Origin of the sequence: Mesomycoplasma moatsii (assembly GCF_045276915.1) — a bacterium.
In the GTDB taxonomy this organism is placed as follows: domain Bacteria; phylum Bacillota_I; class Bacilli_A; order Mycoplasmatales; family Metamycoplasmataceae; genus UBA710.
In genome coordinates this window covers 397396-424319 of record NZ_CP174166.1, presented here as the reverse complement: position 1 = coordinate 424319, position 26924 = coordinate 397396, and the positions used below count along the sequence as shown (strand labels likewise).

Genomic DNA, 26924 nt, shown 5'->3' with positions numbered 1-26924 from the left:
TTTACTCCTCCTCAATATCTACATTATTTTTTAAATTTTCTTTTGCATATTTTTCAATTATATTTAAAAGATTTTTTGCTTTTGAATAATCCATTCTTGTAGGTCCAATTACTGAAACATCTTTTACTGAACCATTAAGTAATAAGCGTTTAGAAATTATCGAAGTATTTGAAGGTAATATTTCTAACTTTAAATTTTCATCTAAATAATTTTTTTCATTAATAGACTCTCATATTGATTGGTTTTCAATTAATTCGATAATATTTGCTAGTTCTTGTCTTTTAATATCTTGTGATTTAATCAAATGAGATTTCCCATAAATTTTGTTATTAGCAATATTTTTGTAATTTTGAAATACACCAATAACAAATGTTTGAATTAATTCTTCATAATTTTTAATATGTTGTTTTAATATTGGTTTTAAAGATTCAATAGATTTTGGTATATCAACTAATTTAACATTATGTAATCTTTCTTGAAAGATTCTAATTGCTATTTTCAAATCATCTAAATTTAAACGTTTTGATAATTTTAGTTCTTTTGTATCAACTTTTCCGCTAGATGTTATCAAAACAATAATTGCGATTTCATTACTTATTGGTGTTAATGTTATTGATTTAAGTAGTTCATCATTTTTATTTTCACTTGTAACAAGTGTTAGTTTAGATGCTTCTGAAATAATAGATACAGCTTCATCAATAATATTATCAATCGAACTTCTTCGACTAGCAAAAATATCTTTTATTTTTGAAGCTAATTTATCTTCTTCGTTAATTGTTAAATACTTTGCATAGTATTCATATCCTTTTGGAGTAGGAATTCTACCGCTTGATGTATGAGATTTTTCAATCAAATTTTCTTTTTCGAGAATAACCATAATGTTTCTAGCTGTTGCTGAAGAAATATTCATTTTATATTTATTTATTAAATAAACACTGCCAACAGGTTTAGAATTTGAAACGTATTCATCAACAATATATTTAAGAATTTGGTTTTTAGTTTCAACATTTCTCATAGTTTTATTATAGCATTTATTTATTTTAATTGCTAAATGATTGCTAATTTTAAAATAAAATCAAAAAAATAAGAGTAATTTGCTTGAATTACTCTTATTTTTTCGGTCATTTTAAATGAAATGGTGGCTCCGGCAGGAATCGAACCAGCGACACACAGAGCTTCAATCTGTTGCTCTACCGACTGAGCTACAGAGCCATAATGGCGGTCTAGACGGGGATCGAACCCGCGATCTCCTCCGTGACAGGGAGGCGTATTAAACCACTTTACCACTAGACCTTTGGTTGCGGAGACAGGACTTGAACCTGTGGCCTTCGGATTATGAGCCCGACGAGCTACCAACTGCTCTACTCCGCGATGTTAAGATGTTTGTAAAACATCTTATTTTGGCAAGAAACATTATTTGTCTGTTCCTTAAATGGCGGGCAAAGAGGGATTCGAACCCCCGCGGGCCGTGAAGCCCCTGCTAGTTTTCAAGACTAGTCCCTTCAGCCAGACTTGGGTATTTGCCCTACTGGTGGTCCCACCAGGACTTGAACCTGGAACCTACCGGTTATGAGCCGGGTGCTCTAACCAATTGAGCTATAGGACCAAACCAAGATGAACAGAATTCATATGGTAGCACCGAAGAGAGTCGAACTCTTGACCTTTCGGGTATGAACCGAATGCTCTAACCAACTGAGCTACAGTGCCATGGTGGAGAGGAAGGGAGTCGAACCCTCTACCTCCTGCGTGCAAGGCAGGCGCTCTAGCCAAGTGAGCTACCCCCCCAAAAAAATAAATGGTGAAGAAGACAGGATTTGAACCTGCGACCGCTTGGTCCCAAACCAAGTGCTCTACCAAGCTGAGCTACTTCTCCTTTTTATCTTAAAAAAAGAAAGCATTAATTAATGCTTTTTAATTATATAAAATTTTGTGATTTTTAAAATAAATTATTATTGTTCCTAAATATATGTATGTAGTAAATTTAAAAGATATTTTTGTATTGTAATTTTTGAAATCATGAATTATGTTAAAGTTAAACTTTAATTTCAAGTTAAAAATACCAAAATATGATAAAATGAGAAAGACATTTGCATGAAACTACTTTCATTTAGAAAGGGTTTATGAATAATAAAATTAGCACAAATAATATAATTGAATTAGATTATTTCGATGAAATTAGTGTCAACGATTTAATTTATGCAATAGATAATGCAAACGATTTTTCCCTGTATGAAATCAATAGTGATGAAAGCACAGAAAATGGAGAAAAAAATATTTTAATAAAAATCAAAAAAAATAAGTAGAGGAGTTTAGTAATATGCTTTATAAATTGGGTAAAGTCATTTCAAAAACTAAATCAAGTTTGATATTTGAATCAAATTACACAGGATATGCAATTGTTGTTACAAATGTGGATCGCTTTGAAATAGACAAATTTCAAAAAGTTTTTATTTTTGATTATAAAAATGATTATGGAAGAACATATTATGGTTTTAAAGAATTTAGAGAAAGAATATTTTTTGAAGATTTATTAACTATTCCAGGTATTGGGCCAAAAACAGCAATGTCTATTTTATCTTCGAATTGAAAAGAAGTAATGGATATGATTGCTGCAGGTGATTATGATGGATTAGCAAAAATACCATATGTCGGACTTAGAACAGCAAGACAAATTGTTTTTGATTTTCAAAAAAAATATAAAACAATTTTGTCTAAAAAAACAGAAAGCAAAAATAAATTAGAAGTTTATAAAACATTGAGAACCTTAGGATTTAATGAAAATCAAATTAATTTGGTTTCAACAAAATTACAAGATACTAATGATGTAGATCAAATGATAGAAAATGCAATTGAAATAATTTCACATGAACAACAACACATCTCTAAGACCCAATAACTTTAATCTTTTTATAGGACAAGAAAAAATAATTAAAACTATAAAAGTTGTTATCGAATCTGCAAAGAAACAAAATAAAACATTAGATCACATAATTTTTTATGGCCCTCCTGGTAGAGGCAAGACAACATTAGCAAACATTATTGCAACTCACTCATGCAGAAAAATAAATTATGTTCAAGGTGCTTTAATGGAGAAGAAATCAGATATTTTATCTCTTTTTGCAAGCATTGAACCTAACGATATTATTTTTATTGATGAGATTCATTCAATGAATAGTGGTTTAGAAGAACTTATTTATTCTGCAATGGAAGATAATTTAATTGATATACCTATTGGTCCTGAAGGTGAAAAACGAATAATTAGAATGAAAATTAAACCATTCACTTTAATTGGTTCTACAACAGAATTTTCAAAAATTTCTCAACCAATTAGAGATCGATTTGGATTAATATTTAAATTATCAAATTATTCAAATGAAGAGATAACTAAAATTATTGTTCAATCAACAAATATTCTTAACCATAAAATAAGTGAACAACAAGCTAGAATAGTTGCTACTTTTTCACAAGAAACACCTAGAATAGCCAATCGCTTGGTTAAAAGAATAATTGATTTTGCAGATTATTATAATAATGGAATAATTGACGATAAAATTATTTTTAAAACATTAAAAAGTTTATCGATTTATAAAGATGGTTTAACTGAAATTCATATTGAATATCTAAAATTATTGTTAGAAGTTTTTGAAGAAAAAAGTGTTTCTTTGGATGTTCTAGTTTCATTGTTAAATGAATCTAGAACAATGATTGTTAATGAAATAGAACCTATTTTATTATCTAAAAAATATATTATAAAAACATCAAAAGGAAGAAAAATAACCACATTAGGAGTTGATTATATTCTCAAATATAATCTAAATCCTTTTAAGATTTAAAAATATGTATAAAAAAGAATCCTTTTAAATCTGAGAGGATTCTTTTTTAATTTATTAAATCCATATAAAACAAGTTAATATCTTTATTTTTTTTAACTTTATTAATAATAAATCTACAATTTTTTTTGATTAGTAATTGATTATCATGATTTGTTGTATTAGCAAATTTATAATCTGCTAAATAAGCTGCGCCTTGATAACCTTTTTTAACATTAATTTCAAAAACTACTTTTTCTTTTAATGGTAAATGAAAGTTTTTGATTTCATCTCATGATCCTTCATTGTTAAATATAGCTCCATCACAGTATTCAAATGCTTCTTCTTTTGAAAGAGAAGTTGAAAAAAATCCATATGATTCAATTTCTTTTCCTACAATTTTTGAATAATCATAAGTTCCATCTGGATTTTGAATTATATAATCTTTTAATTGATCTCAAAATTCATTTTCTTGATATTCAACTCCATGTCAAACCACCAAATTTTCTGGAACAATTGCTCTAGATAAAACTTGAGAAATAAATTTATAATCATCACCTTTAATTTCATGTTTTTTATCGTCTAAACTTAATTTTATAGAAATGTTTTTAGGTTCTTCTTGTTTATGCAAAGATTCATTTCAGAATCATCCTCTAAAATTTGCATAAAGAGCAATAGCTTGCTGTTCAGATGAACAAAAATAATTTATAAAATTGTTATTGGAATCTTTATTTCATTCATCTGAAGATAAAGATTTATATCAATCATAGTATTGTTTTTTTAGTTTTTTATTAATTTCTTTTTGATTATTTTTTGAAGAACAACAAGATAAAGAAACTAATGATATTGAAGTTCCTACAATTAATAATGGAATGAATAATAAAACGTTTTTTTCATATAATGAAGATTAAGAGAAAAAACTCAAAATAACAATTTATAATTGTTAAATGTATTAATTTTTCTTAATTTTCAAAGAAGAAAATATACAAAATTATGGTTATTTAAAAAGTTTTATAATCTAATAATATTCCTACTATAATGTAAAAAAATACAAAAAATTTCTCTTAATCTTCATTATGTGAAGCATTATTTTATAAACTTATTTTTAAAATTGTTTCAACTTCTTTTTTTGTTACAATCTTAACATTAAATTTTTCGGCTTTTTCTTTTTTAGAACCTCCATTATCTCCTAGTAGTAAAGCATCTGTTTTCTTAGAAATGTTAGATGAAACATTTCCGCCATTTATCTCTATAATGTTTGTTAACTCATTTCTTGAAATATTAAAGGTACCACTAATAACAAATGTTTTTCCTTCAAAAAAAGGAATTTTGTTAGTACTATCAGTTTTAACTTCGGGATTAATATTGATTGAAATTAAATAATTAATTAAATTAATATTTTCTTCTTTTTTTATGTACTCATTAAATTCATCAATAGTTATTTCGCCAATATCTTTTATCGATAACAAACTTTCATTTGTTAAGTTAAAAATTTGATCAAATTTTTTAATTTTGTTTGCAATCATTTTTGCATTTTTAGACCCTAATTGTGGAATACCAAGAGCAAATATTAAATTACTTAGTTTTACTTTGTATGAAGAATTTATTCCATCAATTAAATTTTTCCAAAATTTTTCTCCAAATCCTTTTTTACTGATGATGTCTTTTTTATATTTTTCTAATTTATAAATATCTTCAATTTTTTTTAAAAAACCAAATTCATAAAATTTTCTAACAATTCCTTCTCCTAATCCTTCAATATTCATTGCGCCCTTAGAAGTAAAATGAATAATTTTTTTAATGTTAATTTCTGGACAATTATTGTTAATGCACATTTGGTTATTTAAAGTTTTAGTATCAATTAATGGTGAATTGCAATGAGGACAAGTTAAAATTTTATTGAACACACCTTCAGATTTTTTTTTACTTAATGAAACAACTTTAGGAATAATTTCTCCGGCTTTTTTAATTGTTACTTCATCATTTATATTAATCCCTAATTCTTCGACATAGTTATAATTGTGTAAAGTTGCTGCTGAAACAATTGTTCCTTTTAGTAATATGGGCGTTAATTTAGCATTGTATGTAACAATACCAGTTCTTCCTATAGTAATAAAAATATCTTCTAAAATAGTTTGCACTAATTCTTCGTCAAATTTGTATGCAATTGCGTATTTAGGAAATTTTGAAGTATAACCAATATCTTCATAATATTTCATTTCATTTAATTTAATGACAATTCCATCAATGTCGTATTCAAGATGATCTCTTTTATTTTTTTCAAAATCTAATATAAAGTCAAAAATTTTGTTTTGATTTTCTAATTTTTCAATTAGATAATCACTTAAAAAAGAAAAATTATATTTTTTTAAAAAATTAATTAATTCTTCTTGTGTATAAATTTTGTGTTTTTCACAATCAACAATTTCATAAATAAAAGAAGAAAGATTTCTTTTTTTAACAATATTGCTATCTAGTTGTCTCAAAGTTCCAGATGCTAAATTTCTTGCATTTGCATAATTTGCATTTTCTTCTTTAACTATTTTATTGAAGTTAGTCTTACTTATATATATTTCGCCTCTTACTTCCAAAGGATTTTTATATTCAATATTAGTAGGAATATCTTCAATAACGTTTTTTATATTTGATGTAACATCTTCTCCGATTTGACCATCTCCTCTCGTAACAGCTTGAATTAAAATTCCGTTTTCATATTTTAAAGAGATAGATAAACCATCAATTTTTGGTTGAACTAAAAATCTAATATTTTTATCTAAGTTAACTTGATAAACATCATTAAAAAATTTTTTTAGATCGTTAAAATCATAAGCTTTGTTTAATGATAGCATTAATTTAGAATGAATAACTTTTTTGAATTTAGATTTTAAAGAAGCTCCAATTTTTTGTGTGGGAGAATTTTTTAAAATAAATTGAGGATATTGTTTTTCTAGTTCAGTTAATTCTTTTAAATGAGAATCATAAACACGATCACTTACTGAGGGTGATTCGTTATCAAAATACTCTTTGTTTCATTTATTTATTAGTTTAACTAATGTTTTAATTTTTTCTTTGATCTTTGAATTCATAATTTTCTAATTATATTAATTAAAAATACACTTTGTTGCTAATCACCATTGCGGAAAATTAAAAATATTATTTGGATTAGATAAAATTAGTGCACATAGTACAATAATTACTATTGTAAAAAACAACGATACAACATTAAATCATCAAAATGTTCATGTTCTATAAGATGTTCTTTTGCCATAAGGGTTATAACCTCTTGTTTCCATGGCGTTTGCAAGATCATCTGCTTTAGTAAATGAAGAAACAAATAAAGGAACAATTAAAACAATAATAGATTTAATTTTAGTTTTAAATGAACCATTTTTAAAGTCAACTCCTCTAGAAGCTTGTGCTTTGAAAATTCTTGAAGCTTCATCAACTAAAGTAGGAACAAATCTAAATGCTATTGAGATAATCATTGTAAAAATATGTGTTGGAATTTTTATTAATTTAAGTGGATAAAAATAAAAATCCAAAGCTTTTGTAATTAATACTGGTTGAGTTGATAAAGTAAATACTGTCATTGTCAACATAATGGCATAAATTCTTATCATTATTAATATTGATGTCATTGTAATTTGATAATCAATTTTTACAAAATCTTTTAAGTGTCATCAAACATGTACTTTTCAATCAAAAATTTCATTTCCAACAACTGGTTTTGATGGTGTTTTAAGCACGAACATATTAATTATCAATATGAAAACACCAACCATAATTGGCATAACTAACATTTTTAAAAGATGTAAAGGTTTTTTGGTTGCAACAATAAAAGAAATTAATATTGGTAATAATAAAAGTCCATTCAATATAAAAGTATTAGCTAAAAAAAACAAAATAATAAAAGCAACATTAGCAAAAAGTTTTACTCTTGCATCCATTTTATGAATAATTGAATTACCAGGAACATACCGCCCAATATTAATTTTCATTTATCTAACCTCTTTCTTTAATTTTATTTATTAATTCTACAAATTCATCAATAGTTTTAGTATAAGGAATACTTGTTTGATATTTTTGATTTAATTTATTAGTTAAAGATATTAATTTTGGTACACTCATTTTATTCTCTAATAAAAATTTTTCGTTTGAAAGAATATCTAATGTATTTCCATCTTTTATTATTTTTCCTTCTTTTATAAAAATAGTTCTTGAAGCATGTTCTAAAACATCATCAAGATTATGTGTAACTATAACGATAGTTTTTCCTTCTTTATTTAATAAATCAAATAATTTTAACATTTCTTTACATCCATCTGGATCAAGACCTGCAGTTGGTTCATCAAAAACTAAAATATCTGGCATCATTGATAAAATTCCAGCAATCGCCACTCTTCTTTTTTGCCCGCCTGATAATTCGAATGGACTTCTTTGTAAAAAAGATTCGTCAAGACCAACCTTAACAATCATTTCCTTAGCAATTTCTTTTGCTTTTTCTCTTGGTATACCCATATTAATTGGACCAAAAATAATATCTTTTTCTATTGTTTCTTCAAATAATTGATATTCTGCAAATTGAAAAACAATACCAACAAGTTTTCTAATTTCATTTATATTTTTAATTTTTCTTCAAGATTTTTTTATAACTTTTATTTTTTCTTTTTTGAATAGTTTATTTGTTTTTTTATCTACTTCTTCTATAAAATATTCGAATTGAATTTCACCTTTTGAAGGAATTAGTAAACCGTTTAGATGCTCTATTAGCGTTGTTTTACCACTACCTGTAGGACCAATTATTCCAATAAATTCGTGTTCATTTATATCAAAATTAATATTAGAAATAGCATCAAACTTTTCATTAATATTTGATTCAAATGTATGAGAAATATTCATCAATTTTATTTTCATATTTTCTCCAATAATTCATTAATGTCGTATGTAGGTTCTATATTTTTTAATCTTGATGAAATTTTGTAAATAAAAGGTGAATCAATTTTGGATTCTTCTAATATTTTCTTATTGTTTAATAATTCTTTTGGATTACCATAAGCAATTACTTTCCCGTGAGAAAAAATTAAGCAATAATCTGCCATAATAGCTTCATCCATATCATGAGTAATAGATATTAGTGTTTTTTCTCTTGTTTGTTGAATATTTTTAATAATTTGTAATACATCTTCTTTTCCTTTAGGATCAAGCATTGAGGTTACTTCGTCAAATATAATTATTTCAGGATTTAATGCTAAAACAGATGCAATTGCAACTCTTTGTTTTTGTCCTCCCGATAAAGTGTTAGGTTCTCTATCTATAAATTTTTCCATTCCAACCATTTTCAATAAATCTTTAATTATTTTTTTCATTTCATGTTGAGGAATATTTGCATTTTCCAAACCAAAAGCCAAATCATCTTCAACAGTTGAACCTATAAATTGGTTATCAGGATTTTGAAAAATGATACCAATTTTATTTCTTATTTCTCTAAGCGAAGATTTTTTAATCATAATGTCATCAATATAAATTTCGCCTTTTGTTGGTTTGTATAGACCTGAAATTAGTTTAGAGAAAGTTGACTTTCCACTTCCATTATGTCCTAATATTGCAATATATTTACCACGAGGAAGTTCCACATTAATGTTATTTAGAGCGTATTTGTTAGATCCTTGGTATTTAAATTGCAAATTTTTAACTTTAATCATTCACCGATTCCTTTAATAGTAACTATTATATATAAGATTTAATGTATATATTGTTGAATGAATTTAATTTTGCTTTTTCGTTTTTATTTTTAGTTTAAAAATAATATATAATGAGTACATAAAGTACAATTTTCTTATGTTTGAAAAATTTAGCAAAAAATTAAAAAAAATAATTCTTCCGTTAGTCATAATTTTTCTGACTATAAGTTCATTAGTAACTATCTTTTTTTTAATATTTTTTGAAAATAAAAATAGCAAAGATTATCTTTCTTCACCAATTAGCATTTTAGTTTACTCATTATTGATTTTTATTGCTTTTTTAATTATTGTTTTTATTTTTATTACAAAAAAAGAACAAAAGAATAGTCGAAAATTAATTAGTAAAGGAATTAATTATTATGTAGAAAATTTAGTTTCGACATTGTCAATAGGAATAGTTGTTTTTCGTCCTAATGGAGAAATTTTGTGGGTTTCTGATTTCATTGAAAATAGGTTTGGCGAAAAAATAATAAACAAGGATATCAATTTCTTTAATAAAGATTTGGATTCGAATAAAAAATTTGTCGATTTTCAAAAAATATTTAAATATGATGAGTATGTATATCGTTTAAATTTTGTTGCTAAAGAAATGATTTTAGTTATCAAAGATATAACACAAGAATATTCGGCTACTTATTTTTATGAAAAAGAAAAATTAGTTATTGGAGAAATTGAAATTGATAACTATCAATTATTTAGATCTTCTTTTTCTGATGAAGAAATATTTGCAATTCAATCATATGTAAAAAATATTTTGGATGAATTGTCTAAAAAATACAATTTTATTTATAAACAGTACATGGATGGTAAATTTTCTGTAACAACAAATAGAGATAATTTAAACAAAATGATTTTGTCAAATTTTAAAGATTTTGAAAAATTAGATGATTTTAAAATTAATCGTATGAGATTATCTTTTTCAGTTGGTTTTGGTGCTGATGCTTCAAGTTATTCGCAATTAGTTGAAATGGCAAAAGAAGCTTTATACCAATCGCAAACAAGAGGTGGAGATCAAGTCACAGTAATGTCTTCCATTGAAAAAATTAAAAGATTTGGTTCAAAATCAGAAGTTACAACTGTTAAATCTAAAACAAAAATCAAAAATGTTGCTAATAATCTAAAAATTAGATTACAAGATAAAAAAATCAAAAATGTTGTTATTTATGGTCATAAATTTTCAGATTTAGATGCAATTGGTGCTTCTTATGCCTTATATGAAATTGCAACCAAATTTGGTAAAAAAGCTGTAATTCAAAATATAACATTTGATCACACAGGTAAAAAAGCTATTGATAAATATTTAAAAAATTGAGAAAGTATTTTTGTTTCGAATGTTAAAATCAAATCTTTTAACAAAGAAGAAACAATTGTCATTATTGTTGATTGTGCCGAAGATACAAGAGTTGAAAATCCATTAGTTTTTAATAATATTGAAAAAGAAAATTTATTTATTTTTGATCATCATAGAGTTTCTGAATTAAATGATGTTGTTGATAACTTAAATGTTTATATTGAATCTACAGCTTCATCAGCATCAGAAATTATTGTTGAAGTAATTGAATTTAACGAATTTCAAAATTATATTAGTGCTTTGGGAGCGCAAATGTTATTAAATGGAATTTGTTTGGATACAAATCAATTTAAAAAATCAACTTCCTCAAGAACTTTTGCAGCAGCTTCTTTATTAGAAGATTGGGGAGCAAGCGTTGAAGAAACATTATCATTAATGAAAATTTCTGCTGAAACAAATGAAAAAATTATTCAAATAATTTCTAAATGTAAAGAGATTAAACCTGGATATTGATTATCGTACACTAGTGAAATAATTCCAATTGATGTTGTTTCGATGGCAGCAGATGAAATTCTAAAAATAGAAGGGAGAAAAGCAGCATTTGTTGTTGCTCAATTGCCAAAAGCATCTGAAGCAAGCGCTCCAATTTATAAATTAAGCGCTCGTTCAATTGGAGTTAATGTTCAATTGATTGCTGAAGCTGTTGGTGGTGGTGGTCATTTTAATGCAGCAGCAGCAGTAAGTGATGCAAAAGCAAATGAAACTTTAGAAACATTTGTTGATAATATTACTCAAGCAATAATTTCTTCTAAAGAATAGGAGTATCAATGAAAGTGATAATGATAAAAAAATATCAAAAATATAATGTTGATGAAGTAGTAGAAGTGTCAGATGGGTTTGGAACAAATTTTTTAATTAAGAATGGTTATGCTTTACCACTTAATGAAAATAATAGAAAAAAATTAGAAATAAAAAAAGAACAACAAAAAAAAGAATTTGAAATTAAAAAAAATGATGCTTTGAATTTAAAAACAGAAATAGAAAAATTAATTCTAAATTTTGAGTTAAAAGTAACAAACGATATAATTCACGGTTCTATTTCATCTAAGAAAATTTCTCAGGCTTTAGCTGAAAAAGGTTTCAAATTAGAAAAACATACAATACCTCATGTTTTGATTACTTCATTAGGAATAACAAAAATTAAAATAAAATTATTTAAAGATGTGGAAGCAGAATTAAGAGTTAATGTAAAAGGGATATATGGAAAATAATATCAGAGATATTGAAGAAGCTTTGCTTGGATTAATATTAACAAATCAAAAACTTGATGATAAATTAAGTCAAGTTTTTGTTTTTTTAGATAAATCTTATTTTTTGACTAAACAAAATCAAGAAGCTTTTGAAATGTTTAAATATTTTTTTGATAACAACATTAAAGAATTTGATATTTTAATAATAAATAAGTATGTAAAAGATTATCAATTAACAAATGTTTTAACTCATGAATACTTAAATACTTTACTAAATAAAGCAGGCTTTATTTCTTCACTTAATTTTTATTTATCAACAATTAGCGAAAATCATGCAAAAATTCGTCTTAAAAATTCACTAGAAAATTCTTTAAAAGAAATAAACGCAAACAATTCTGATACTTTGATTGAATCTTTAAGAAATGATTTGTTTAAAATTGAAGATCGAAAAATCTCAAGTGAATTTCAAAAAGGTGGAGATGTAGCTAAAAAAGTTATTGAAGAAGTTTTATCTAACAAAAAAGAAATTAAAGGATTAAAAACCGGTTTTCCTAAGTTAGATGAAATAACCACTGGTTTACAAAAAGGAGATTTAATTATATTAGCTGCTAGACCATCTGTTGGGAAAACTGCATTTGCTTTAAATCTTGCGATGAATATAGTTTTATTAGCAAATAAATCTGTGGCTTTTTTTTCTCTTGAAATGCCAGCAGAACAACTTATTCAAAGAATGTTATCAGCTATATCTCATGTAAATAATTATAAATTTAAAGAACCTCAACATTTAGTTAAAGAAGAAAAAGAAAATATTTTAATTGCTTATGATAAATTAAAAAATAAAAATTTTTTTATTGATGATTCTGGATCAATTAAATTAAATGAAATTATTTGAAAATCAAAAAGATTGAAAGATAAAAACCAACTAGATTTAATTATTATTGATTATATGCAATTAATCCCAACTGATTCATATAATGGGAACAGACAACAAGAGGTATCAAAAATTTCTCGTTCTTTAAAACAATTGGCTAGAGAATTGAATATTCCAATTTTGGCTTTATCTCAATTAAATAGAAGAGTTGAAGAAAGAGAATCTAAAAAACCAATGATGTCTGATTTAAGGGAATCTGGTTCTATCGAACAAGATGCTGATATTATTGCCTTTTTATATCGTGATGATTATTATAATAAGAATAATTCTGAAGAAGATAAACCAAAAAACAAACATTTAACAGAATTAAATATTGCAAAGCATCGTAATGGTTCTATTGGAACGATAGAATTTTTATTTGATTCGGCAACAGGGAAATTCACAACATTTAAGCATGAAGAGTTAAATAATTAAAATTACATTAATGGTGAAGTTAATTTAAATAAAAAAGTTTTAATTAATTTTTTGAAACAAGTTTTTTCATAAGTTTTAATAGTTGAAAATTGAGCATAAGTATCAAATATTTTGTTTAGATGTTTAATTACTTCTTTACCAAATAAAAGATTAATAGATTCGTGATTTGTATATAATGATCTCATATCTAAATTATTTGTTCCAACATAAGCAAAATCGTCAAAAATTGCAAATTTAGAATGTAAAAAAGTATTATCATAAATAAATATTTTTGCACCATATTTAATTAGTTTGTTTGAATAAAATAATGTTGCTTTGTATGTAAATTTTTTGTCAGGCTTACCTGGAATATATATTTCTATTTGAACACCTCTTGTTAATGCATTTTTTAACGAATTTAAAATTGAATCTGTAGGAATAAAATAAGGTGTAGCGATTCTAATAATTTTAGTTGAGTTATTAATTCAATAGTTTAAAGAATCTTCAAGATATGATGTGTTTAGAATAGGACCTTCTTGAAAGTTTAAAATTGATGCATTAGTTTTAGTCTCATTAATGTTGTTTTTATATTGATTTTTATTTAATTTTTCTTTAGTTATTTTAAATCAATCATATAAAAAAATACTTTCATAATCATTGATAACTTTTCCTGTCATTGAAAAGTTAGAGTCTGCTCAATAACCATATTTTGTACTAAAAGAACAATATTCATCTGAAATATTTAATCCTCCAAAATGGATTATTTCTCCGTCGATGATAAAAAATTTTCTATGCAATCTTCTGTTGTCCGTATTTCTTACATATGGATAAATAGGCACGTTAAAAAAACACAATTTAATACCATGTTTTTTTAAAGTTTTAAATTCATCAATAGGAACTTTTCATGAACCAAAACGATCAAAAATAATTCTAACTTCAATACCTTCTTTTGCTTTTTTAATTAAAAGATGTTTTAATTTTTCATATATCTCAGATATTTTCAAAATATACATTTCAATATGAATGTATTTTTTTGATTTTTTAATATCTTTTAATAATTGATCATACGCTTCATAGCCATGATTAAAAATTTTTAAATTAGTTTCATATAAATTTTTTTTAACTAATGAAGATTCTCATCTAGCTATATGATTAATTTTTTGATTTTGTTCATCAACAAATTTATTAATTCTAAACTCATCAAATTCATTATTAAATTCTTCAATTGAAATACCAACTTGTTTTCTAATTCTAAAAAGCGAATAAAAAATTAAGCCAATACATGGAATGCATATCATAAAAAAAATTCAAGACAACTTTTCTCTTGGATTATCATTATTTGCAAGAGAAAAAATTACGAAAATGGAATTGAGAAAATAACTAATAATAAAAAATATTGAACATCATTTTCAATCTCATTTACCTAAAGCAACAAATATAGTAGTTATGCTAATGATAAAAGATATAGTTAAAAAATCTACAATTAATCATTTGTATTTTTTCATGGTTAAAATTATTATAAATTATTTATAATATAACTAAAACAAAACATATTTTGTTAAAAGTGATAATGAAATTTTGATAAAATGATTTTCAAATTTAGACATTTTGTTTTAAAAAAATAATTAGAAAATCTTTTAAGGAGAATTTATGACTGATGTTAAGTTTTTTGCATTAGGTGGTTTAGATGAAAATGGTAAAAATTCTTATGTTCTAGAGATTGAAAATGATATATTTGTTGTCAATTATGGAACTAAAGTTCCTATCGTATCTTCATATGGAATTGATACTTTAATTCCAGATTATGATTATTTGAAACAACAATCCAAAAGAATAAAAGGAATTTTTATTACAGATACTAAAAATGATTCTTTATCAGGTCTTCCGTGATTAATGATGGAAATTCCAGATATTCCTATTTATTGTTCTTTCTTTTCAAAAGAACCAATACTAGAAAGAATGTCAAAATATAATATTAATCCTAAACAAATTAAAATAAACATTTTATCTGAGGAAGGAATAAAAATTAACAATACAATAATTAAATCTATTCCACTTGCTGGAGCTTTGCCTGGAACAATAGGTTTTAGTTTTACTATTAAAGAAGGATCATATTTATTTTTATCAAATTTTGTAGATGGTGATTTAGGTGTTTATGGAAAAACGGATTTAAACAATATTAAGAAAAATTATCCAAAAATTATCGGTTTATTTTTAGATTCTGGAATGTCTAATTTTAATGGTAAATCTTCGCAAAAAATTGATATCACTAAAGAATTAGAACAAATTTTTTCTGAAACACCTAAAACAGAGAGAATTATTATTGGTGCTTATGATCAAGAAATGGCAACGCTACATCAAGTTTTAGATATGGCGTTAAAATATGATCGTGATATAGTAACTTATGGTCGTTCTTATCATCAATTGTTAGAGCTACTTCATAAAAATAATCCTAATTTAAAATTACCTAAAATCTTAGATTATAAATATATTTCAAAACACGATAATAATGTAGTAATTATTGTTTCTGGTACTGTCGAAAGATTGTTTAAAAGATTTGTAAGAATCACTGAAAACAATGATGTTTATTTGAAATTTAATAAAACTGATCATTTTGTTATGATTGCTCCACCAATTAATGGTCAAGAAACCGAATCTTCTTATGTTCTGGATGAAATAGCAAGAATAACCCCAAAAATTACAGATATTTCTGAAGATAAGTTTTATCAGTGTCGACCAACTAAACAAGATATTATTGATGTTGTAAATATTTTAAAACCTAAATATTTTTTGCCGATTCAAGGATTGTTTAGATATTTGTCAGTTGCAATTAGAGAAGTATCTAATTCAGGTTTTTCTCAATCAAGATGTGTAATTTTACAAAATGGAAAATTAGTTCATTTTAAAGGAGATGAGTTAGTTTCACAAAAAGGAAGAATTTCAAATGTTGGTGATATTATCATTGATGGTTTTGGAATTGGAGATATTTCAAGAGAAGTAATTTTTGAAAGAGAAACACTAGTTCGTGATGGAGTTATTATTGTTTCAGTATTGACAAACAAAAAAAATAAAAAAATATATGATGATATAGATATTAAATATATTGGTGTTATTACAAGCGAAGAAAGAGATGAAGTTGATGAAATAATAAAAAATAATTTGGTAAGTATTTATAATAAAATAATTCTAAATGATGATCAGCAATTAAAGGTTAATTCAACTCAATTTCAAAATTTATTAAAAAAATCAATACGTAAAAAAGTTTTTGAATTAACCAATAAAGAACCTATGATTGTTGTTTCGTTTACTGAAATTTAAAAAACAAGAAATTGCTACATATCAAATAAATCGTTTTAATGCTTCACTAATTGTAGGATGAGTAAAATTTGATTCTTTATGTATGTGTATTTAATTTTATTATCCATTGCTTTTTTAATAATATTAATAATTTCAAAAGATTCTTTAACTAATAAATGAACACCTAAAATTAAGTCCTACTATTGCTTTTAAAACTAGTTTTTTATTTTTTATTTCAATTTCAATTGAAATTCCATTTTAGCAAATTAATTTTTGTAATTTTGACACTAGTTATAAGATTAATTTTTTTGTTTTCAAAATGTTTTTTAATTGTTTCTACGATAATTTCTTCTTCTTTTGGTAGAAAATAATCTGATATTTCTATTAAAGTAATTTTTGAACCAAAATCACTGTACATATAAGCAAATTCACAACCAATATAACTCGCACCAATTATTTAATGCAATTTTTTCTTGATAATTTTTCGATAAATCAAAAGCAAGAGTTTCTCCTGCTTTACCAAAAACCAATAATTATAGAATTATATTTTTTCAACTTAGATATATTCTTTTCAATTTTTTATAATAAAAACTAGATACTATTTTCAAAGTAAAGTTTGGTTTTTTGCTATATAAAAAATGTAGCAATTTAATTTTTATTTAAGTATAGTTAAAATAAAAGTTGGATTTTCTTATCCAACTTTTATTTTATAAAAAGTCAATCAAGTGATATGGTGCGCGAGGAGGGACTCGAACCCTCACACCGAAGGTACAAGTGCCTAAAACTTGCGTGTCTGCCAATTTCACCACTCGCGCATTGCTATCAAAATATTTTTTGATAGTTTAATACGGTGTTTTTCAACAAATGGTACGCCCTAGAGGATTTGAACCTCTGACCCACTGGTTAAAAGCCAGTTGCTCTACCTACTGAGCTAAGGGCGCCTAAAATGGTGCCGTTTATAGGACTCGAACCTACGACCTACTGATTACAAGTCAGTTGCTCTACCAACTGAGCTAAAACGGCAATGGTAGAAGTTAGGGGACTCGAACCCATGACCCTCGCCTTGTAAGGGCGATGCTCTCCCAGCTGAGCTAAACTTCCAATGGTGACCTATACGGGACTCGAACCCGTGAATCCATGGATGAAAACCATGTGTGTTAACCGCTTCACCAATAGGCCATAAATGGCGCCGACAACAAGGATCGAACTTGTGACCAACTGGTTAACAGCCAGCTGCTCTACCGCTGAGCTATGTCGGCATTTTTTGAAAAAATTCAATTTTAGCTTTTAATTCAAAAACCAAAATGTTTTCTAATTATACAATACGAGTAAATAAAAATCAAAAAAAATTTACTTTAATTGTCGCCTTTTATGCTAAAATGTAGGGACAAAATCAAGCGGGAGATTGTGAGGACAGAAAATGACAAATATGGTCATTCTTTGTTTTCTAATCTTTTTGTCTTTAAATTAAGATTATTTTTAAGGGGTTTTGATGAGTAAAGAAAATTATAAAGTGTCAAAATATGGTCCAATAACTGAACGTAGAAATTATTCAATTACAAAGCATGAGTTAGAAATTCAAGATCTTTTGCAAATGCAAAAAGATTCTTTTGAATGATTGTTAAAAAAAGGTTTGGAAGAAACATTTAACGAAATATATCCGATTAAATCAAATAATGACAAAATTCAAATTGAATACATTAAAAAATCTATAAGAATTGATAAACCTAAAAATGAATATACAATGATTCAAGAGGCAAAACAAAAAGGTTCTACTTATAGTGCTAAAATTTTTGCTAAATTAAGAAAAACAATTATTGAAACAGGCGAAATTAAAGAAGACGAAATTTTATTTGGTGAAGTTCCATTGATGACTTCTTCTGCCTCTTTTATTGTAAATGGTTCTGAAAAAAATATTGTTTCTCAATTGATTAGATCAGCAGGAGCTTATTATGGTCTATCTGTTAGAAATAAACAAACTGATGACTTATTTAATAAACTAGAATTCATACCTAAAATGGGTGCATGAATTGAAATTTTTCATAGAGTGACAGGGTATTCAGTTGATTCTGTTAAAGTAAAAATAAATAAACAAAAATCAATCTTCTTAACAACTTTTTTAAGAGCTTTAGGACTTGAAAAAGAGACAATTATTAACTTATTTGGAAAATCAGATATTCTTCAAGAAACTTTTAAAAGGGAAAAAACCAAAACACAATATGATTCAGTTGAATCAATATATCAAATAATAAGAAAAGGTGATCGTGTAACAAAAGAATCTGTCAATTCATTGTTACCAAATTTATTTTTTAATGAAAGAAGATATAACTTATCAAAGACAGGAAGATATGTTTTAAATAATAAGTTAAGACTATCAAATAGAATTATTGACACAATCTTAGCAGAAGATTTAAAAGCAGATGAAACAAATGAAGAATTTGTGGCTGGACAAGTTATTTTTAAAAAAGGTCATAAGTTCAGTGCTAAAGATGCTCAACTTGTAGATAAATTATTTAAAGATAAGATTATAAAACTAACTACAATTCCTGATATTAAACCTGAAGTTGTTTATGGGAAAATGTTAACTAATAATCCAAAATTAAAGAATAAAGTAAAAGTTGCAATGATTAAAGTTCATGCAAATGAGCAAAAATATCAAAGAAATGAAGAACCAACTTTAGTTATTGGAAATAATCAAAATGATGACGATCTAATACTATTGGTTTCAGATATTATTGCTTCGATATCATACTATTTCAATTTAATTCAAGGAATTGGTATGGATGATGATCCAGATTCATTAATTAACAAAAGAATCATACTTATTGGAGAGCTTTTACAAAATCAATTTAAAATTGCGCTAACAAAAGTCGAAAGAAATACAAAAGAAAGAATGGCGTCTAAAGAAATTGATAAAATTACACCTAAAAACGTTACAAACAATAAACCAGTTTATAATCAATTTAAGTCTTTCTTTAATTCATCAAAATTATCACAATTTATGGATCAAATAAATCCATTATCAGAAATTTCAAACAAACGTAGAATTACTTCTTTGGGTCCTGGTGGTCTTAATAGAGATACTGCTCAATTTGAAGTTCGTGATGTTCACCCAACTCATTATGGAAGGATTTGTCCAATAGAAACTCCCGAAGGTCCAAATATTGGATTGATTTTGAATTTAGCAGTTTATGCTAGAATCAATGAATACGGATTTTTAGAAACCCCGTATTACAGAGTTAATAAAGGTGTTGTCGATTATTCAAAACCTATTTATTTAATTGCTTCTGAAGAATATGGGTTTACATTTGCTCAGTCAACTGTAACAGTTAATGAAAAAAATAAAATTACAAATAAACTTGTAACAGTTAGAAAAAATCATGATTTTATTATTGTTAAACCAGAAGAAGTTGATTTTATTGATGTTGCTTCAAGACAAATGACTTCAATAGCAGCTTCATGTATTCCTTTTTTAGAAAACGATGATGCTAATCGTGCTCTTATGGGATCAAATATGCAACGTCAAGCAGTTTCATTGTTAAATCCTGAAGCGCCTATTGTTGGTACAGGAATTGAAGCTTCAATTGCAAGTTTTTCTGCAGGTAATTTAAAAGCAAAAAAATCTGGAAGAGTTGTTTTTGTAGATTCAACTAAAATCAAAATTAAAACTGAAGATTCAGATGAAGTGATTGTTTATAACTTAAAACAATTCGAAAAATCAAATCAAGGAACATTAATTCACCAAAGACCACTTGTTAAATTAAATGATAAAGTAGAAAAAGATGATTTATTAACAGATGGTTCTTCATTTAAAGATGGCGAAATGGCTTTAGGTAAGAATTTACTTGTTGCTTTTTCAACTTGAAATGGATATAACTATGAAGACGCAATCATAATTAATGAAAAATTAGTTAAAGATGATGTATTAACATCTATTCATATTGAAGAGCAAACAATTCAATTTAGAACATCAAAAACAGGAAATGATCAGTTAACTGCAGAAATTCCAAACACTTCGACATATTCAAAAAGATTTTTAGATGAAAACGGTATTGTTGTAGTTGGATCTGAAGTTTCGGCTGGCGATATATTAGTAGGTAGAGTTTCACCAAAAGGTGAACACAATCCTACACCAGAAGAAAAATTAATGGCTGCAATTTTTGGTTCTCGTGACTCTAATTTACAAGATACTTCACTAAAAGTAAAGCACGGACAAGCTGGAACAGTTATCAATGTTGAAGTTCTTTCAAGAGAACAAGGTGACGTGCTAGAAGATGGAATTGATAAGATTGTTAAAGTTTACATAGCTCAAAAAAGAAAAATTAAAGTTGGTGATAAACTAGCCGGACGTCATGGTAACAAAGGAGTTATTTCAGTTATTCTACCAGAAGAAGATATGCCACATTTAGAAGATGGTACACCAGTTGATATTTGTTTAAATCCACAAGGTGTTCCTTCACGTATGAATTTAGGACAAATACTTGAATTACATCTTGGATATGCTGGTAAAAAATTGGGTGTTAAGTTTGCTTGTCCTTCTTTTGATGGAGTTAAAACTGAAGATATTAAAAACGTTTTAAAAGAAGCTAAATTACCTGTATCAGGAAAACAAAAATTATATAATCCAGTGACTGGCGAAGTTGTTGATAATGATGTTGCTGTTGGTGTAATGTATATGTTAAAACTTTCACATATGGTTGATGATAAAATGCATGCAAGGTCTGTTGGTCCTTACTCATTGATTACACAACAACCTTTGGGTGGTAAGTCACAAAATGGTGGTCAAAGATTTGGTGAAATGGAAACCTGAGCTATAGAAGCTCACGGAGCAACAAATATTTTGCAAGAGTTGTTAACTTATAAATCAGACAATATTAGTGGAAGAAACAAACTTTATAATGCTTTAGCAACAGGTAGAGAGTTACCAACTGCTGGTACTCCTGAGTCTTTCAATGTTCTAGCCTATGAATTACGTGGATTAGGAATTAAATTGGATGTTCATGAAAAAAATATTAGTAAAAAAGATAACATGGGAGGAAATTAGGTAATGGCTATAGTTTCAAGAAAATATTATGATATTGAAGAAAATAAAATTGATAAAGTTTCGCTTGGTATTGCGACTCCTGAAGATGTTTTAGAATGATCTCATGGTGAAGTTACTAAACCTGAAACCATTAATTATAAGACTTATAAACCAGAACCTGATGGTTTATTTGATGAATTAATTTTTGGTCCAGTTATTGACTATAAATGTCCAATTTGTGCTAAAAAATATAAAAGATCTTCTGAAGGTTTGTTTTGTGAAGCTACAGAATTGTGTAAAGAAAAAAAACCTGAAATTCTGCCAAAAATATCACGTAGAAGTAGAATGGGTCATATTAAATTAAATTCTCCTGTTGTTCATTTTTGATTCTTTAAAATTGACAATTCAATTATTACTAAGTTATTGGGTCTAAAAGTTGGAGATACAGATAAAAGTCAAACAAGAGTTTCTCTTGAAGGTGTTATTTATTATAAATCGCATATTGTTTTAGAATCAGGTGGTTTAAAGTCATTGCCTAAAAATTTAATTATTGAAATTAATGAAGCTGCTGTTATTTATAGAGATGCTTTAATGGAAATTAGAGATAAATTTGATGTTGATTCAAATGAGTATAAAGAAATAACTACAGCTATTGAAGATCTTGAAGAAAGAGCTACTTCAAAAGAAGGTAAAGATTACGGTATTGATTTTTATGAATTGAATGAAATAATAGAAGAATATTCAGATGCAAGAATAGATTCAGGAGCAAAAGCAATTGAATTTTTATTGAAAAATTTTGATTTACATGAAGCTAGAAAAGAAGTTAAAGCTGAAATTCAAAAATTAACAAAACAAATTGCTGCAGATAAAGAAAAAGGAAAACAATCAAAAATTCAACAAAGAGAAAAATTGTATAAAAGAATTAAAATTATTAACTCTTTTATATCTTCAGGACAACATCCAAAAGATATGCTAATTTATAATCTTCCAGTTATTCCAGTTGATTTGAGACCGCTTATCCAATTAGATGGTGGACGTCATTCAACTTCAGATATTAATGAATTATATCGAAGAATTATCATTAGAAACAATAGATTGAAAAAATGACAAGAATCAGATGCTCCAATTTTAATTCTTCAAAATGAATTGCGGATGATTCAAGAAGCAGTTGATGCTTTGATAGATAATGCAAAAAGAACTTCAAATCAAGTTGTTTCAAAAGATAATCGTCCATTAAAATCAATTGCTGATGCTTTAACAGGTAAAAAAGGAAGATTTAGACAAAATTTACTTGGAAAACGTGTTGATTATTCTGGTCGTTCAGTTATTGTTGTTGGTCCAGAGTTAAAAATGCATCAAGTTGGTGTTCCTCGTGAAATGGCTACAAAGCTATTTGAACCTTGAATTGTCAAAGAATTAATTTCGAAAGATGTTACAACTTCAATTAAAGGTGCTAAAAAATTAATCGATGATTTAAATCCAATTATTTGACCACATGTTGCTAATGCAATTAGAAACAAACCAGTTTTATTAAATCGTGCTCCAACATTACACCGTCTTTCAATTCAAGCTTTTGAACCAGTTTTAATTCGTGGTAAAGCTATTAAGTTACATCCATTAGTTACAACAGCATTCAATGCTGATTTTGATGGTGATCAAATGGCAATACATGTTCCAATTAGTGACAAAGCAATGTATGAAGCTCGTGAGTTAATAATGGCTAATAAAAATATTTTGGGACCTAAAGATGGTGAACCAATTATTAACCCATCTCAAGATATTGTTTTAGGATTGTATTATTTATCTTTAGAAAAAGAAAATCAAAAGGGTGAAGGAAAATTCTTTTCTGATTTTGATTCAATGATGATTGCTTATCAAAATAAAGAGATTGATTTGCATGCCAGAATTGCAATTCCTTACTCATCAATTAAACCTGAATTAGCTAAAGAAAATGAAAAAAGAGCAAGTTCATGCATTATTTCAACAGTAGGTAAATTTATTTTTAATAATGTTATGCCAGAACATATGCCATTTATCTTTGATAATTCTAATGAATCATTAGAAGATAAAAATGATAAATATTTTGTTTCGTTGGGTTCAGATATCAAAGAAGTTATTAAAAAATTAGAAATCAACCAACCATTTACTAAGAAGTCAGTTGCAAAAATAATAAGAAGATTTTTTGAAACTTATGTTGCTAATACTTCTATTAGACAAGTTGCTTCAGTTATTAAACATTTAAATAATGATTTGATTAAAAACTCTTCATATGTCGAAAAACAATTTCAAAAAATTAAATCATTAGTTCCAGATAAATTAATTTCAAAACATCATGCAAAAATTCTTGCAAAATTAGTAATTAAAGATTATCAATTGATTTTAAAACAAATTGAAATTGAAAATAAAAAACAACATAATTTTGAAAGTTCTGTTGTAAGAGAACTTGAAAAAAATGAAAAAGTTGCTCTTACACAAAATGTTTGATTTAATTACACAAATCAAGTTGCTCATGTGTTGGACAAAATAAAAGAATTAGGATTTAAATATTCAACTATTTCAGGTATAACAATTTCTTATTCTGATGTTATTTCAGCTGATAACAAGAAAGAAAATATTGCTGAGGGTAATGCTTATGTTGACCAGTTGAAACAAAAATTCCAATTAGGTTTAATAACTGATTATGAAAGATATACACTTACAATTAAAAAATGAACCGAAATTAAACAAAGAATTCAAGATAATCTTGATGAAAAAATAAAAGAAAATCCTTTTAATCCAATCCATATGATGATAAATTCAGGAGCTCGTGGTAATATTTCTAACTTAGTTCAGTTAGCAGGAATTCGTGGTTTAATGGCAAATAATACAAAACAATTAAAAGCTGATGCTCAAAATGAACGTGGAGTTTATTCAGTTGTTGAAGTTCCTGTTAAATCATCATTTTTAGATGGACTTTCTGCATATGAATTCTATTCATCAACACACGGTGCTAGAAAAGGATTAACAGATACTGCTCTTAACACTGCTAGATCTGGATATTTAACACGTAGATTAGTAGATGTTGGTCAATCAATTGTTGTAAGAGAAGAAGATTGTGGATCAGATTTTGGTTATGTTGTTAAATCAATTATTGATTCAAGAACAAAACAAATTATTGTAGATTTTAAAGAACGTATTGAAGGTAGATTTACAAATAGTCCAATAGTTGATAAAAATGGAAAAATGATTATTGAAAAAAATACATTAATTACACCAGAACTTGTTAAAAAAATAGTTGCAGCAAAAATTAATGAAGTTGATATTCGTTCAATTTTAGGTTGTCACACCAAAAATGGTGTATGTAAAAAATGTTATGGTAAAGATTTATCAACAAATAGAGTTGTTTCAATTGGTGAGGCTGTAGGTATTATTGCAGCTCAATCAATTGGTGAACCAGGGACACAATTGACTATGCGTACATTCCATTCAGGTGGTGTTGCTGGCGTTGAAGATATTACAGGTGGTTTTGGTCGTTTAATTGAATTAATTGATGCTTATGATAAGCCTTGAGGTCGTACAGCAATTATTGCTAATAGAACAGGAAAAATAGTTTCAATTAAACCAGATTATAATCAAGTAAATGTTGAGATTATAGAACTAGAATATACAAATGAAAATGGTATTAAATCAATTGAAAAATATGAAACTACATCTAACGTTAGAAAAAGAGTTAAAGTTGGCGATAATGTTGTTCCAGGACAAAAGATTACAGATGGTCCAATTATTTTAAAAGATCTATTAAGATTAACTTCTCCAAGAGTTGTTCAAAATTATTTATTAAAAGAAATTCAAAGAATTTATCGTATGCAAGGTATTGCAATTTCAGATAAATATATAGAAATTATTATTAGACAAATGTTGTCTAAAGTTGTGATTACTGATGCAGGCGATTCAAGTTTCTTTGTTGGTGCAATTGAAGATATTTTTACATATCAAGAAGAAGCTAAAAAACTTATTATAAAAGGTAAAAAACCACCATATGGAACAGTAGTAATTAAAGGAGCAAAACAAACTCCATTGTTATCTGAATCATTCTTAGCAGCAGCTTCATACCAAGAAACATCAAAAATTTTAGTTCATGCAGCAATTTCAAATCAAGTTGATAATTTAGAAGGGTTAAAAGAAAATATTATTCTTGGACATAAAATTCCTGTTGGAACTTCTTCAAATTATGAACAAGATTCAAAATATGATCTTCTAGACTTGAATGAGTTTTTTAGTGAAAAATAATTTAATTAAATTTAGTGTTGCAATAATTGGTGCCGGTCCCGGAGGATTAACTTGTGCAATATACGCATCTAGAGCAAACCTAGATGTTTGTTTTATTGATAAAGGTGCTCCTGGTGGAAAAATGACAAAAACTTTTACTATCGAAAATTGATCTGGTGATGAGGAAGTGAAGGGTTTCGAACTGTCATTAAGAATGTTGAATCATGCTAAAAAAGTTGGTGCAAAACATATTTTTGGTAATGTAATAAAAGTCAGAAAAGAAAATAACCACTTTTTAATATATTTAGAAGATGGAAAAATTATTCAATCAAAAGCATTAGTAATTGCAACAGGAATGAATAATAAAATACCTGATATTCCTAAAATTGATTATTATGAAAATAAAGGAGTTTCCTATTGTGTTATTTGTGATGCATCACTATACAAAGGGAAACCAGCGGCTATAATTGGTGGTGGAGATAGTGCTTTTGAAGAAGCAATTTATCTTTCCTCAGTCGCTTCAGAAGTTTATATTTTCGTGAGAAAAAATAAACCAAAAGCAGAAATTGGTTTAGTTAAAGAAGTTGAAAATATAAAAAATATTAAAGTTTTATATCAATCTGAAATTGTTCAGTTGATTGGTGAAAAACAACTCGAAGAAATTAAATATAAACAAAATGGAGAAATAAAAAATCTTAAAATTAATCATTTATACCCATATATAGGATCAATTCCATCAAATGAATTTATTAAAGATTTTCCAATTTTTGATGAAAATGGATATATTTTAACTAATGAAAATATGGAAACTTCTATTCCAGGACTTTATGCAATAGGAGATATTAGACAGAAACAAATAAGACAGATTGTAACAGCAGCATCTGATGGTGCTATTTGTGGAAAATTACTAGCAAACAAAATTAAAAAGCATTAATTTCTAC

18 protein-coding genes and 14 tRNA genes are annotated in these 26924 nt (G+C 26.4%); 10 read left to right on the top strand and 22 right to left on the bottom strand.

All coding sequences use genetic code 4. The features are described 5' to 3' along the window. Nucleotide 1 precedes the first annotated feature (1 nt). The 9 genes from hrcA to ACJA28_RS02040 all read right to left on the bottom strand — a co-directional run bounded on the left by hrcA (nucleotide 2) and on the right by ACJA28_RS02040 (nucleotide 1873). Complete coding sequence (gene hrcA, locus ACJA28_RS02080; RefSeq protein WP_022934526.1) at nucleotides 2–1015, bottom strand: heat-inducible transcriptional repressor HrcA; 1014 nt, start codon at nucleotides 1013–1015, stop codon at nucleotides 2–4. A gap of 121 nt (nucleotides 1016–1136) precedes the next feature. Next, nucleotides 1137–1212 (bottom strand) — tRNA-Phe (locus ACJA28_RS02075). 4 nt (nucleotides 1213–1216) lie between these two features. Further along, nucleotides 1217–1293 (bottom strand) — tRNA-Asp (locus ACJA28_RS02070). A gap of 2 nt (nucleotides 1294–1295) precedes the next feature. Next, nucleotides 1296–1371 (bottom strand) — tRNA-Met (locus tag ACJA28_RS02065). A 62-nt stretch (nucleotides 1372–1433) separates the two neighbouring features. Then, nucleotides 1434–1526 (bottom strand) — tRNA-Ser (locus tag ACJA28_RS02060). A 3-nt stretch (nucleotides 1527–1529) separates the two neighbouring features. Further along, a tRNA-Ile gene (locus ACJA28_RS02055) sits at nucleotides 1530–1606 on the bottom strand. Nucleotides 1607–1630: 24 nt separating this feature from the next. Continuing rightward, nucleotides 1631–1707, bottom strand: a tRNA-Met gene (locus ACJA28_RS02050). Nucleotide 1708: 1 nt separating this feature from the next. Then, nucleotides 1709–1785 (bottom strand) — tRNA-Ala (locus ACJA28_RS02045). A gap of 11 nt (nucleotides 1786–1796) precedes the next feature. Next, nucleotides 1797–1873, bottom strand: a tRNA-Pro gene (locus ACJA28_RS02040). A gap of 247 nt (nucleotides 1874–2120) precedes the next feature. Between ACJA28_RS02040 and ACJA28_RS02035 the strand changes: the two genes are divergently transcribed. The 3 genes from ACJA28_RS02035 to ruvB are packed head-to-tail and all read left to right on the top strand — an operon-like array spanning nucleotide 2121 to nucleotide 3833. Further along, entirely contained in the window at nucleotides 2121–2303 is a 183-nt protein-coding gene (locus tag ACJA28_RS02035) for a hypothetical protein (protein WP_022934525.1), read from the top strand. A gap of 14 nt (nucleotides 2304–2317) precedes the next feature. Next, on the top strand, nucleotides 2318–2896 hold the full coding sequence (gene ruvA / locus ACJA28_RS02030) for a Holliday junction branch migration protein RuvA (RefSeq protein WP_022934524.1): 579 nt from the start codon (nucleotides 2318–2320) through the stop codon (nucleotides 2894–2896). Next, on the top strand, nucleotides 2865–3833 hold the full coding sequence (gene ruvB / locus ACJA28_RS02025; RefSeq protein WP_022934523.1) for a Holliday junction branch migration DNA helicase RuvB: 969 nt from the start codon (nucleotides 2865–2867) through the stop codon (nucleotides 3831–3833). The genes ruvA and ruvB overlap by 32 nt, the downstream gene beginning before the upstream one ends. 46 nt (nucleotides 3834–3879) lie before the next feature. Here the strand turns inward: ruvB and ACJA28_RS02020 are convergent, their stop codons facing one another. The 5 genes from ACJA28_RS02020 to ACJA28_RS02000 form a co-directional block, all read right to left on the bottom strand. Beyond that, nucleotides 3880–4440 carry an ADP-ribosyltransferase gene (locus ACJA28_RS02020; protein WP_022934522.1) on the bottom strand — a complete coding sequence of 187 codons (561 nt, stop codon included), beginning with the start codon at nucleotides 4438–4440 and terminating at the stop codon, nucleotides 3880–3882. 460 nt (nucleotides 4441–4900) lie between these two features. After that, nucleotides 4901–6895, bottom strand: coding sequence for an NAD-dependent DNA ligase LigA (ligA, locus tag ACJA28_RS02015; protein ID WP_022934521.1), 1995 nt, complete (start codon nucleotides 6893–6895; stop codon nucleotides 4901–4903). Nucleotides 6896–6910: 15 nt separating this feature from the next. Then, nucleotides 6911–7807, bottom strand: a complete 897-nt coding sequence (locus ACJA28_RS02010) for an energy-coupling factor transporter transmembrane protein EcfT (RefSeq protein WP_022934520.1) — start codon at nucleotides 7805–7807, stop codon at nucleotides 6911–6913. 4 nt (nucleotides 7808–7811) lie between these two features. Further along, nucleotides 7812–8723, bottom strand: coding sequence for an energy-coupling factor transporter ATPase (locus ACJA28_RS02005; RefSeq protein WP_022934519.1), 912 nt, complete (start codon nucleotides 8721–8723; stop codon nucleotides 7812–7814). After that, nucleotides 8714–9511, bottom strand: coding sequence for an energy-coupling factor transporter ATPase (locus ACJA28_RS02000; RefSeq protein ID WP_022934518.1), 798 nt, complete (start codon nucleotides 9509–9511; stop codon nucleotides 8714–8716). The genes ACJA28_RS02005 and ACJA28_RS02000 overlap by 10 nt, the downstream gene beginning before the upstream one ends. 136 nt (nucleotides 9512–9647) lie before the next feature. Here ACJA28_RS02000 and ACJA28_RS01995 point away from each other — a divergent pair, with 136 nt between their 5' ends. Genes ACJA28_RS01995 through dnaB form a run of 3 tightly spaced genes read left to right on the top strand, consistent with a single transcriptional unit; the run spans nucleotide 9648 to nucleotide 13436 of the window. After that, nucleotides 9648–11660 (top strand): DHH family phosphoesterase, encoded by a 2013-nt coding sequence (locus ACJA28_RS01995; RefSeq protein WP_022934517.1) that lies wholly within the window; start codon nucleotides 9648–9650, stop codon nucleotides 11658–11660. A gap of 8 nt (nucleotides 11661–11668) precedes the next feature. After that, the gene (gene rplI / locus ACJA28_RS01990) at nucleotides 11669–12112 is read left to right on the top strand and encodes a 50S ribosomal protein L9 (protein WP_022934516.1); all 444 of its coding nucleotides are present in this window, start codon (nucleotides 11669–11671) and stop codon (nucleotides 12110–12112) included. After that, the gene (gene dnaB / locus ACJA28_RS01985) at nucleotides 12102–13436 is read left to right on the top strand and encodes a replicative DNA helicase (RefSeq protein ID WP_022934515.1); all 1335 of its coding nucleotides are present in this window, start codon (nucleotides 12102–12104) and stop codon (nucleotides 13434–13436) included. Before rplI ends, dnaB begins: the two co-directional genes overlap by 11 nt. Before the next feature lie 2 nt (nucleotides 13437–13438). Here the strand turns inward: dnaB and cls are convergent, their stop codons facing one another. After that, nucleotides 13439–14920: a cardiolipin synthase gene (cls, locus tag ACJA28_RS01980; protein WP_022934514.1), complete on the bottom strand. Its 1482-nt coding sequence runs from the start codon at nucleotides 14918–14920 to the stop codon at nucleotides 13439–13441. A gap of 145 nt (nucleotides 14921–15065) precedes the next feature. On the opposite strand from cls, the gene ACJA28_RS01975 reads away from it, so the two are divergent. Beyond that, entirely contained in the window at nucleotides 15066–16733 is a 1668-nt protein-coding gene (locus ACJA28_RS01975) for a ribonuclease J (RefSeq protein WP_022934513.1), read from the top strand. A 202-nt stretch (nucleotides 16734–16935) separates the two neighbouring features. On the opposite strand, the gene ACJA28_RS01970 is transcribed toward ACJA28_RS01975, so the two are convergent. The 7 genes from ACJA28_RS01970 to ACJA28_RS01940 form a co-directional block, all read right to left on the bottom strand. Then, nucleotides 16936–17166: an NAD-binding protein gene (locus tag ACJA28_RS01970; RefSeq protein WP_406602230.1), complete on the bottom strand. Its 231-nt coding sequence runs from the start codon at nucleotides 17164–17166 to the stop codon at nucleotides 16936–16938. A 277-nt stretch (nucleotides 17167–17443) separates the two neighbouring features. After that, a tRNA-Leu gene (locus tag ACJA28_RS01965) sits at nucleotides 17444–17527 on the bottom strand. A 50-nt stretch (nucleotides 17528–17577) separates the two neighbouring features. Further along, nucleotides 17578–17653 (bottom strand) — tRNA-Lys (locus ACJA28_RS01960). Nucleotides 17654–17659: 6 nt separating this feature from the next. After that, nucleotides 17660–17735 (bottom strand) — tRNA-Thr (locus ACJA28_RS01955). Nucleotides 17736–17737: 2 nt separating this feature from the next. Beyond that, nucleotides 17738–17813: transfer RNA gene (locus ACJA28_RS01950), tRNA-Val, on the bottom strand. A gap of 2 nt (nucleotides 17814–17815) precedes the next feature. Beyond that, nucleotides 17816–17891, bottom strand: a tRNA-Glu gene (locus ACJA28_RS01945). A 5-nt stretch (nucleotides 17892–17896) separates the two neighbouring features. Beyond that, nucleotides 17897–17971 (bottom strand) — tRNA-Asn (locus tag ACJA28_RS01940). Between the two features lie 233 nt (nucleotides 17972–18204). On the opposite strand from ACJA28_RS01940, the gene ACJA28_RS01935 reads away from it, so the two are divergent. Genes ACJA28_RS01935 through ACJA28_RS01925 form a run of 3 tightly spaced genes read left to right on the top strand, consistent with a single transcriptional unit; the run spans nucleotide 18205 to nucleotide 26917 of the window. Further along, complete coding sequence (locus tag ACJA28_RS01935; protein WP_022934511.1) at nucleotides 18205–21756, top strand: DNA-directed RNA polymerase subunit beta; 3552 nt, start codon at nucleotides 18205–18207, stop codon at nucleotides 21754–21756. Between the two features lie 3 nt (nucleotides 21757–21759). After that, nucleotides 21760–26004, top strand: coding sequence for a DNA-directed RNA polymerase subunit beta' (gene rpoC / locus ACJA28_RS01930; RefSeq protein ID WP_022934510.1), 4245 nt, complete (start codon nucleotides 21760–21762; stop codon nucleotides 26002–26004). Further along, nucleotides 25994–26917, top strand: coding sequence for an FAD-dependent oxidoreductase (locus ACJA28_RS01925; RefSeq protein WP_027121612.1), 924 nt, complete (start codon nucleotides 25994–25996; stop codon nucleotides 26915–26917). Before rpoC ends, ACJA28_RS01925 begins: the two co-directional genes overlap by 11 nt. Nucleotides 26918–26924 lie beyond the last annotated feature (7 nt).